The 10,881-nt window shown below is 32.9% G+C and carries 13 protein-coding genes; 11 read left to right on the top strand and 2 right to left on the bottom strand.

Translation table 11 applies throughout. The annotated features are described in order from the left end of the window. From PF572_06360 to PF572_06310, 11 genes are all read left to right on the top strand, one after another. Window positions 1-317 (top strand): hypothetical protein (locus tag PF572_06360; protein MDA3840676.1); only part of this gene is annotated, 317 nt, incomplete at its 5' end. Window positions 318-395: 78 nt separating this feature from the next. Next, complete coding sequence (gene thyA, locus PF572_06355) at window positions 396-1,391, top strand: thymidylate synthase (protein MDA3840675.1); 996 nt, start codon at window positions 396-398, stop codon at window positions 1,389-1,391. A gap of 84 nt (window positions 1,392-1,475) precedes the next feature. Next, window positions 1,476-1,949, top strand: coding sequence for a dihydrofolate reductase (locus tag PF572_06350; GenBank protein ID MDA3840674.1), 474 nt, complete (start codon window positions 1,476-1,478; stop codon window positions 1,947-1,949). A 1-nt stretch (window position 1,950) separates the two neighbouring features. Continuing rightward, window positions 1,951-2,304, top strand: coding sequence for a hypothetical protein (locus PF572_06345; GenBank protein ID MDA3840673.1), 354 nt, complete (start codon window positions 1,951-1,953; stop codon window positions 2,302-2,304). Then, window positions 2,295-2,873: an AAA family ATPase gene (locus tag PF572_06340; GenBank protein MDA3840672.1), complete on the top strand. Its 579-nt coding sequence runs from the start codon at window positions 2,295-2,297 to the stop codon at window positions 2,871-2,873. The genes PF572_06345 and PF572_06340 overlap by 10 nt, the downstream gene beginning before the upstream one ends. Before the next feature lie 76 nt (window positions 2,874-2,949). Next, window positions 2,950-3,579, top strand: a complete 630-nt coding sequence (locus PF572_06335) for an adenylate kinase (GenBank protein ID MDA3840671.1) — start codon at window positions 2,950-2,952, stop codon at window positions 3,577-3,579. A 79-nt stretch (window positions 3,580-3,658) separates the two neighbouring features. Next, window positions 3,659-4,885 (top strand): dUTP diphosphatase, encoded by a 1,227-nt coding sequence (gene dut, locus PF572_06330; GenBank protein MDA3840670.1) that lies wholly within the window; start codon window positions 3,659-3,661, stop codon window positions 4,883-4,885. 24 nt (window positions 4,886-4,909) lie between these two features. Beyond that, window positions 4,910-5,140, top strand: a complete 231-nt coding sequence (locus tag PF572_06325; protein ID MDA3840669.1) for a hypothetical protein — start codon at window positions 4,910-4,912, stop codon at window positions 5,138-5,140. A 424-nt stretch (window positions 5,141-5,564) separates the two neighbouring features. After that, on the top strand, window positions 5,565-7,079 hold the full coding sequence (gene gatB / locus PF572_06320; protein ID MDA3840668.1) for an Asp-tRNA(Asn)/Glu-tRNA(Gln) amidotransferase subunit GatB: 1,515 nt from the start codon (window positions 5,565-5,567) through the stop codon (window positions 7,077-7,079). A gap of 1 nt (window position 7,080) precedes the next feature. Further along, window positions 7,081-7,779: a hypothetical protein gene (locus PF572_06315; protein MDA3840667.1), complete on the top strand. Its 699-nt coding sequence runs from the start codon at window positions 7,081-7,083 to the stop codon at window positions 7,777-7,779. A 161-nt stretch (window positions 7,780-7,940) separates the two neighbouring features. After that, on the top strand, window positions 7,941-8,294 hold the full coding sequence (locus tag PF572_06310) for a hypothetical protein (protein ID MDA3840666.1): 354 nt from the start codon (window positions 7,941-7,943) through the stop codon (window positions 8,292-8,294). A 51-nt stretch (window positions 8,295-8,345) separates the two neighbouring features. Here PF572_06310 and miaA read toward each other — a convergent pair whose 3' ends face one another. Together miaA and miaB are read right to left on the bottom strand one after the other, a co-directional pair. Next, complete coding sequence (gene miaA, locus PF572_06305; GenBank protein MDA3840665.1) at window positions 8,346-9,302, bottom strand: tRNA (adenosine(37)-N6)-dimethylallyltransferase MiaA; 957 nt, start codon at window positions 9,300-9,302, stop codon at window positions 8,346-8,348. Next, window positions 9,283-10,608: a tRNA (N6-isopentenyl adenosine(37)-C2)-methylthiotransferase MiaB gene (gene miaB, locus PF572_06300; protein ID MDA3840664.1), complete on the bottom strand. Its 1,326-nt coding sequence runs from the start codon at window positions 10,606-10,608 to the stop codon at window positions 9,283-9,285. Before miaB ends, miaA begins: the two co-directional genes overlap by 20 nt. Window positions 10,609-10,881: the final 273 nt, after the last annotated feature.

Genomic DNA, 10,881 nt, shown 5'->3' with positions numbered 1-10,881 from the left:
TTTTTGAACCTGGGAAATACTATCTTATTAAAACTATTGAAAAAGTAAATCTACCAACAACTCTTTCAGGAATTATTGTTCCACGTACCACCCTCTTCCGCTCTGGACTTGGATTATTTAACGGTATCATTCAGCCTGGATATTCTGGGGAACTTACTTTTGGACTAGCCAATCTTGGTCAATCAAATATCAAAGTATCATTTGGTGCTCGTGTAGTTCATGTAACTTTTCACGAAGTCCTTGGTGAAGGAAACCAGTATAAAGGACAATGGCAAGGAGGAAGAGTTTCAACAGACGGGCAAGAAAAACAAATATAAATAAGTAACAAGATAAAAGTTAAAAGTTAAAAGAGATATCTCAATCTTTATACTTTCATCTTTCATCTTTTAACTAAAATGATTCACCCCGAAAAACAATACCTAGACCTACTTCAAGATATTCTTAATAATGGTTCTGACAAACCTCTCTTCTTTACTCCTGAAGTTTTAGCTGAATATAAAAAGAAAGGTGAAGAGCCTCCTTCTATTCGTTCCGTCTTTGGAAGACAAATTCGTTTTGATATGTCAAAGGGATTCCCTCTTCTCACAACCAAAAAAGTATTTCTAAAAGGAATTATTCATGAATTACTTTGGTTTCTTCAAGGAGACTCAAATATGAAATATTTAGTAGATAACAATGTTAAAATTTGGGATGAATGGGCCTGGAAAAGATATCACAAATGGGCGCTTGAGAATGACGCCTCAAAAGACATGACACAAGCAAATTTCATGCAAAAAATAAAAGACGAATCTGCTGATTCTGAGTTTGTTAAAAAATGGGGCGACCTTATTACGATTTACGGACGCATGTGGAGAAGATGGCCAGCTTCAGATGGTCGTGAAATTGACCAACTCGCCTGGGTGATCCAAGGGCTCAAAGACAAACCATTCAGAAAATCCTACGTTGTATCTGCCTGGAACCCCGACTTTATTTACGCCATGGCCTCAGAGGGAAACAAAAGTGAAGTGCCTCCATTCTGTCATACAACTTTTCAATTTGCTGTCACCAACGGAAATCAATTAAATCTTGGTCTCTACCAAAGAAGTGCTGATATTTTTCTAGGAGTTCCTTTTAATATAGCGAGCTATGCCCTACTCCTCCAAATGGTAGCCCAGGTTACAGGACTAGTCCCAGGAGAATTTGTACATTCTTTTGGTGATGCTCATGTGTATTCCAACCACATGGATCAAATCAAAGAACAAATGAGCAGGGAGCCAAAACCATTCCCTACAATGAAAATAAACAAAGATATAAAGAATATTGATGATTTCAAGTTTGAAGATTTTGAAGTTGAGGGATACGACCCTCATCCAAGAATTAAAGCTGAAATTGCAAATATTGGAGGATACTAATCACACAACACAAAACATGTAACATGTAACAAAATACTCAACAGCTAAAATGTTGCGTGTTACATGCTACATGTTACATGACTTATGATTTCAATTATTTGTGCCTTAGGCAAAAACAATGCAATTGGGAGGAACAATAAATTACTCTGGCATATTCCAGATGATTTAAGGAATTTCAAAAAAATTACTTCTGGTAATGTTATTGTGATGGGAAGAAAAACTTATGAATCAATTGGTAACCCATTACCAAATAGAACAAATATTATTATCACAAGAGATAAAAAATTCAAAGCAGACGGTTGCCTTATTAAACATTCATTAGATGAAGTGCTACAAGAAGCAAAAATTTACAAAGACAAGGAAATATTTATCATTGGTGGTGGACAAATTTACGAACAAGCACTCCCCCACACTGAAAAACTTTATTTAACGATAGTAGATGATGAACCAGAAGCTGACACATTCTTTCCTGATTATTCTCAATTTAAGAATATAATTTCAGAAGAAAACTATGAACAAAAAGGAATAAAATTTAAATTTATAGAATTAACTAAATAATATGGGAATTAATGCTGAATTTAATCCAGATTTATGTCTCCGAAATATATCGGAATATAAGACCGGAAAAAGAAAACTTGAAGAATGTATCCCGGAGAACCCACAGAGTGGACAAATATATAAGTTTCTCAAAAAAGGACAACGTTTTTTTTGGCTAGATGGTGAGGTTCCTTTACTTGAAACACGCGGAGATGAGCAGTTATCGAGACCAAGAGCAGGCATTATTATCACAGAGGCTACTCATTTCAAGCTAGGCAAAGAACTTCACACAAAAGGTAAATATAAAATAATAGAAGTTTTCAAAGATAATAATATCAAATTTGATGGCTTATATAGAACAGGTACATGGAAATAAATAATAAAAAAATTATAGCCGTTGTCGGGATGGCAGGGTCTGGAAAATCTGAGGCTATAAAATATTTGCAAGATAAATTTGGATGGCCAAAAATATATTTTGGTAAATTTACCTTTGATAGAATAAAAAAAGAAGGCCTTGAGACAAATTATAAAAACGAAAAACTAATTCGAGAGAAGATAAGAAAAGAATTAGGGATGGGAGCTTATGCAAGGCTTGCCTTACCTGAAATAAAAGAACTACTTAAGAAAAATAATAATATTTTAATAGAGAGTCTCTATTCCTGGAAAGAATACAAAATTTTTAAGGAAGAATTCGGAGATAAATTTAGAGTTATGGCAATTCACGCCTCCCCTTCTGTTCGTTTTGAAAGATTGCTAGCGCGCATTAATGAAAGACCGATGTCGGCTCGCGAAGAATTTATAGAAAGAGATTATTCAGAAATAGAAAATACTGACAAAGGAGGACCGATTGCAAGAGCTGATTATCACATTTTAAATGAAATATCATTAGAAGATTTGAAAAGAAAAATAGATTCATTAAATCTACAACTTAAAAATAAACTCTAAATTCTAAGCACTAAATACTAAACAAATTTAAATATTGTTTAGAATTTAGGATTTAGGGCTTAGAACTTAAATTTCTATGAACATAATACTATTTGGTCCACAAGGATCAGGAAAAGGAACTCAAGCAAAACTAAGTAGTAAAAAACATTCTGTCCCCCATATTTCTACTGGTGATATATTTAGAGAAAATATTAAAAACAAAACTGAGCTAGGGCAAAAAATTGAAAAAATAATTAACAGTGGTACTCTTGTTCCCGATGAGATAACGAATGAAATCGTCAAAGATAGATTAAGTAAAAATGATTGTCAAAATGGCTTTATTCTAGATGGGTTCCCCAGGAATCTATATCAAGCTCGATTCTTGAATAGCTTTGTTGAAATTGATTTAGCCCTTGAAATATGGATTAGTGACACTGAGGCTGTAAAAAGAATTGGCCTTAGAAGGACTTGTCCGAGCTGTGGAGCTGTTTATCATCTCACTCATATTATTCCCAAAAACGAAGGCCTCTGTGATGTATGCGAAGAAACATTAATAAAAAGAGATGACGACAAAGAAGAGGCTATTAAAAAAAGATTGGCAACCTATCATAGCCAAACTGAAGAATTAACCACTTACTATGCAGAAAAAGAGGTTTATATAAAAATAGACGGAATGGGAAGTGTTGAAGATGTAAACAAAGAGGTCTCTAAGATAATTGATAACTAGACGCCTTGACTTAAAGCTATATTATACTAAAATACAAATACAAAGAGGAGGAATTTTACTCCTCTTTTATTATCCAAAAATGGAAAATCAAGAACAAAAAGGATTATTTATCTCCATCGATGGGGCTGATGGTTCGGGAAAATCAACTCAAATCCAAATTCTAGCCGAAAGGTTTAGAAGTCTTGGTTATGAGGTCGAAATAATTAAATTTCCCCAATATGGGAAAAAGTCAGCAGGAATGGTTGAAGAATACCTCAACGGAAAGTACGGTGATGCTGATAATGTTGGGCCATATGCCTCCTCTATTTTTTACGCGACTGATAGATATGACGCTAAAGATCAGATTAAAACCTGGCTTACGCAAGGGAAAATTGTATTGAGTGACAGATATGTATCAGCCAACATGGGGCACCAGGGTGGCAAAATAGACGATGAAGAAAAACGAAAACAATTTTTTGAATGGCTATACAATCTGGAATATGAAGTTTTCCAAGTACCAAAACCAGATATAAACATAATACTTCATGTTTCTTCAAATATATCAAAAAAACTTTTGGACGAATTGGAAAAGAAAAAATACTTAGAAAATTCTAAACAAGATATTCATGAGGCAAGCTCGAATCATTTAAAAAATGCAAATAGAGTCTATCTAGAACTCAACAAGCTTTTTGATGATTTCCAGTTAATAGATTGTTCGCCAGATAATTTATTTTTAAACAAAGAGGTAATAAATCAAAATATTTGGAAAATCATTTCACCTTTCCTGAAGAATAAAGGCGACTACTCCCCTGACTTTATAAAATCTAAGGGATTTTTGTATGGTGGGGAATTAATGTTCCACCACCGTAAAGAGCTTCATGATAATTATACTGACGATTTTTATAATATCTTAAAAGTTGAAAAAATTTTTGATAATGCAAAGCTACCAACTAGGAGCTACGAACATGACGCTGGACTTGATTTATCTTCCGTGGAATCAAAAACTATTTACCCTGGCGAGAGAGCTATTGTCAGGACCGGTCTTAAAATAGCCATTCCTGAAGGTCATGTCGGACTTGTTTGGGATAAAAGTGGCCTTGCAAAAACCGGGCTAAACACAATGGGGGGAGTAATCGATGCCGGGTTCAGAGGAGAATTAACAATAAACATTGCCAATGTTAGTAATAATATTTATAATATAGAAATTGGACAAAAAATTGCTCAATTGCTCATTCAAAAAATTGAAAACCCTCTTATTTTAGAAACAAAATTAGACGACAAAACAGAACGAGGAGAAAATGGCTATGGATCTAGTGGATTATATTAAATATCTCACAAGAAAGGAAATACGATGATAATAATCAAAATATTTTTTTGGTTTTACACTGTTAGTATTTGTATATTGGGAACTATCTCTATATCGCAAATAGTTTTAATGTTTTTAATTGACGATGCTGAAAAGAAAATTAGCTTATTATTTTATGCCTCTATTTTAATCGTGGCGACTGTTTGTCTTATATATTTAAGGCAACTAATAACTGAAGACTTAACTCCTCTAAGTAAAAAACCAAGAGGAGGATAAATGGTAGAAATATTAAGATATGGAATCTATATATGTAGAATATTTGCTATAATCTGCTTTGCTTTTTCAATCTATCTTTTGATATCAATAGTTTTTAAAGACAGTTCGGAAGCTTACAAAATATTTATTGAATCAGTCTGGTTTATACTACTACATTTTTCACTAATTTTTCTTGAAAAAATTTTTACAAAAGAATTTCACAAAAGAGCTTAATGCCCGCTACAAAGTGGGCATTTTTTTATCGACGTAAGTACGTTCGTACTTACGAACGTACTTACGTTTCATGAAACTAATCGAATCTTGGCTTTTTAGGTGTTGAACACCTGTTTCAGGGGTACTAAAACGATTTATCTTGATTTTTAGCTCATTTTAAGATAAAATGAAAATAGTTTAAACATTAATTTTTCTTAAAATTAGCAAAAATATGAGTGATAAATACGATGTTATAATTGGGCTTGAGATACATGCTGAGCTAAAAACAAAATCCAAGATGTTTTGCTCATGCAATAATGATGCTGAAGGCAAAGAGCCAAACACAGTAGTTTGTCCCATCTGTCTAGGACACCCTGGGACCATCCCTATTGCCAACAAACAGGCTATTGAGTGGACAATCCTCACCGGGTTAGCACTTAACTGCAAAGTAAATAAGCTTAGTAAATTTGATAGAAAAAACTATTTCTACCCAGACCTTCCTAAGGGTTATCAAATATCACAATATGACCTTCCTTTTGTTTATGATGGGAATATGATAGTTGGAGAGCACGATATTAAAATAACGAGGATTCATCTCGAAGAAGATACTGGTAAATCAACTCACCCGAAAGGAAAAAACCATTCCCTAATTGACTTCAATAGAGGTGGAACTCCCCTAATGGAAATGGTTACTGAACCAGTGATTCCAGACGCTGAAACTGCCAAAAAATTCTGCCAACAATATCAACAGATTCTTCGTTATCTAGAAATTAGTGACGCTGATATGGAAAAAGGTCAAATGAGATGTGAGGCTAATGTTTCCGTCCAAGAAAAAGGAAGGTGGAAATACGAAGGGAATTGTGAAATAAAAACCATTGGTGAATATAAATTAAATCCAAAGGTTGAAGTTAAAAATATTAACTCTTTTAAAGCCGTCGAAAAAGCTATCGAATATGAAATAAAAAGACAAATTAGTGCTATTGAAGATGGTGATGAATTAGTTCAAGAAACAAGAGGCTGGAATGAAAAAAAGAATGAAACTGTTAGCCAAAGATTAAAAGAAACATCAGCTGATTATAGATATTTTCCGGAACCAGATATTCCTCCCCTAAGTATTAGCGATGAATGGATAAATGAAATTAAAAAAGATTTACTTGAACTACCCTTCGCAAAGAAAGAAAGATTTATTGAACAATACTTTTTTACTGAAGATATTGCAGATATTTTAGTTTCAGATAAAAAACTAGCCCAATATACTGAAGAAGTAATTACAGAACTAAGAGCTTGGATTGATAGCCATGGAGATGATTGGGAAAGACAACAAAAAAAGCTAGCAAAATCAGCTTCAAATTGGCTTGTTGGCGAACTCTTTAAACACCTCAAAGAAGACAATCTAAATATAACTGACATTAAAATAACTCCAGAAAATTTCGCCGAGTTTATATCCCTTATATACTTAGGAAAGATTAATTCAAGTGCAGGACAAACTGTTTTAGAGGAAATGTATAAAAATGGTGGAGACCCCACCCAAATAATGGACAATCTTGGACTTGAACAAATCGATGATTCAGAAGAACTCGAATCAGAAATAAAGCAAATTATATCAAAGAATGAAAGCCAAGTAGCCGAGTACAAAGCGGGCAAAGAAAATGTTTTACAATTTTTCGTCGGACAAGCTATGGCCGCCACCAAGGGAAAAGCCAATCCAAAAACAGTCATTGAAATACTTAAAAAATTATTAAAATAATATGAACATTGAAGGAAATAACGCCCTAGAGCAATTTGATACTCAAGAAATATTTAAAAAAGAGCTTAAAGACTTTCTATTAAACAACAATTATATATTTAACAATAAAAGCTCATTAGAGGCTATTTTGGAAGAAACTGAAGATGATCTCGAAAAAATATACATGGAAGTTCCAGAAACTGCAAACGATGGTGAAACAATAAGCGAAGGCAACGTTGGCTGGGAAACAACGACAAGAATAAGGAGTTATTTGAATAAGAGTGGGTATGGTCAATATCTTAAACCAGAAAAAGAAATCCTTCATATCCTTGTACAAGAAATTTTTGATGATAACAAAGATTTCTTCAGAGATATTAATATTCAACAAGTAGAAATGCTTTCAAAAAATATCCCCATAAATGATAATTTTGATAATTTTAGAGAAACTATTTTCATGAAGCTCGTAGAACAGAAAGAAAAACAAGAAGGAATAAAAACCGTAGAAAATTCTAATTTAATAGCCATAAGAGACTCAGTTGAATTTAAAAATAAATTAGCAAAAAACATACACACTATCAAAACATCAAATAACGACATCTTAAAGCAAAAAACAAAAGGAGAAGCAAGAGAAATTATCGATTCAATATCCAATATTAAAGGTAGCGCAATAAAGAGGACTATAAATAAAATACAATCACAAATTGATTATCTGGAAAATTAATATTGTCAATTATTCATTTATTTGCTATTATATACTTAATGGAAAGAATACATAAACACAAAAGAATATTGCAAAAATCAAATTTTTATATTTTCTAAAATACCTCCCTATTGGGAGGTATTTTTTTAGACAATTTGCTCTTTCAAAAAAAGGAGAAAACTATGGCCATAACACCTAGAGAGATGGATTGTCATTTCATAGAAAAATGCCCTTATGTCAATGGATGCAAAGACAAAACAACAGAAGACTGCTATCAATTCGAATTAATGTCAGAAAATCTTCGTCTTGCAGAAACTTTGCCATGTCCTGAATGTCCCAGTTGTAAATGCGACAATCCTGAAAGCAGGGCCCTACTTGTGAACATTAGAGAATGCCTTCACAACGGAAAATGTATCCTTAGGCAAATGCCTGAAATCTCTCCATTTGAATTCAACCCTGAATTTTCACCAAAACCTAAATTTCCTGAATTAAAAGGAATGCAACTAAGGAAAACAATGAGACAATTCTGTTTATAAAAAGACCCCCTGGATATTATCCAGGGGGTTTAAAATTTTAGAAAATTAAATCTACTTACTCAAAAATTTATTTACTATTTCATTGTTTGCCTCTCCTGTATTATCTACCCATTTTATCTCCCTCCCCTGTTTTTCCCAACGCCTAAACCAACTCATTTGCCTTTTGGCGAACTGTCTTATTGCGATGTTTAACTTCTCAACCATCTCTACATAAAATATCTTATCATTGAGATACCATGAAAGATGTTTGTACTCCAATCCAAAACTCTCCATCCGTTCCCAGCTAACACCATTCTCATGAAGTTTTTTCACTTCATCAATCATTCCCTCTTTTTCTATTCTTTGTATCAATCTTTTATAAATTCTTTCATTTAAAACTTCTCGCGGAAAAGTAAGTCCGAGCAAAAGAAAATTATATTTATTTTTACTATTGAGAGATTTTTTTATTGAAAAATCTTTATTATTTTTCAATATTTGTATATATCGAATAAGTCTTCTTTTGTTTCCCAAATCATTTTCATCAAGTTCATCCTCGATTCCTGGTTTAATATTTTTTAAGATAAATATTAAATCTTTTATGCTCTTCTTTTCCAAAAGACTTCTTTCTTCTTTGTCTGGCTTGGTTTCTGAAAAGTCATAATTATCAACCAAGGATTGCAAATATAGGCCAGTTCCGCCAACGACTATTGGTAATTTATTTCTTTTTAAAATATCATCTATGGCTAGTTTAGCCATTTTATTCCATTGGACTACATCAAATTCATCTCTCGGATCAACTACATCCATTAAGTGATAAGGTATATTAACATTATCTCCATTTTTTTCTTTGAAGCTAAATTCACTTAAATCCTTCCCCGTCCCAATATCCATCCCACGATAAACCTGTCTCGAATCAGCTGAGACTATCTCTCCATCAAATCTATGGGCAAGCTCAACTGCAAGGCTGGTTTTTCCACCAGAGGTAGGACCAAGTATCACTATTACTTTGTTATTCGACAATATCTCCATACAAACCAAAATTTTTAACTTTATCAATTTTTACTTTAATTATCTGTCCAAGCAAATTATTGTTTTCTGATTTTTCTATAATCACAGTCTTGCTAGTTTTTGTTTTACCGGTCCAGTGTCCACTTTTTGTCTTTTTATCAATCAATACTTCAATTGTTTTTCCTAAATATTCTTTATTATTTTCTAAACAATATTTTGATAAAACATCATTTAATTCATCCTCTCTCCTTCTTTTTTCCTCCTCCGAAATTGCGTCTTTAAATTTGGCTGCAGCTGTATTTGGTCTTGAGCTATATGGTGAAATATAGGCCATATCATATTTAACAGTTTCGAATAAACTTAAGGTTTCTCCAAATTGTTTTTTAGTCTCCCCCGGAAAACCAACAATAATATCTGTTGTGATGGAAACAGCTGTGTTCCAGAAACCATTTATTATAACGCCCGCTTGAGTATCTAGGGTTTTTCTAATTTTTTCGATAAGACCTAAATAATGCTCTCTGGTATATTTTCTGTTCATCCTTTCTAAAACTTTATTATTTCCTGCTTGCGCTGGCAAATGAACATGATGACAAAGTTTATCGCATTCCCCCATTGTCTCAATTAACTCATCACTCATGTCTTTGGGATGGCTGGTAGAAAAACGCAGCCAAAAATTTCCTTTTAAATCATTGACCATTTTTAATAATTTTGAAAAGTTTGCATCTCCAGATTTGTAGCTATTAACATTTTGAGCAATTAAGGTTATCTCTTTATATTCTTTTTTTATCAATTCTTTTACTTCATTTACTATGTCCTTATGATTTCTATATTTTTCTCTTCCTCTAGCATGTGGAACGTAGCAATAAGAACAATAATTGTTGCAACCATTTCCAATAGGAACAAAAGCGGAAAAATCTGATTCGTATTTTGCTTTTAGCTCCAAATAATCTCTTTCAAGAGTCTTCTTTTCACCAATATACCCACCTAGAATTTCTGGTAAACTATCTAGATTAATTATGGGCATCCAAACATCAACTGCCTTACCCAGTCTTTTTTTTACTATTTTATCTCCACTAAGACAACCTGTTAGAATAACTACAGATTTTGGATTCTTTTTCTTTATTGTTGGGATTAAGCCATATATTCTATTTTCAGCTGATTGTTTAACACCACAAGTCGTAATTACGGCCAAATCTGCCTTGTAAATATCCTTCTCATGAGAGTATCCGAGCGATTCCAATGAAAAAGCAATCCGTTCTGAATCGCTTATACTCATTTGACATCCTATAACAAATATATTGTAAGTTTTTTTATTCATAGCAGTCATATTATCAGCTTTTTTTTAATTTTTCAAGCATTAAAAATACAATGAATTTTTGAAAAAATGAACTAGTGCTTTATGGCAAAAAAAACAAGAGTTAAATTAATAACTCTTGTTTTTCAATATTTTATGTACTAACTTATGAAACAATATCGTCTGTCCCTGTAGCAGTTCCGTCTGAATCATCAGCAGTTCCGTCTGAATCATCAGCAGTTCCGTCTGAATCATCAGCAGTTCCGTCTGAATCATCAGCAGTTCCGTCTGAATCATCAGCAGTTC

Source organism: Patescibacteria group bacterium (assembly GCA_027858235.1).
Lineage (GTDB): Bacteria > Patescibacteriota > Patescibacteriia > Patescibacteriales > BM507 > BM507.
Note: the sequence above shows the minus strand (reverse complement) of the source record. Positions and strands in the feature narration are given on the sequence as shown.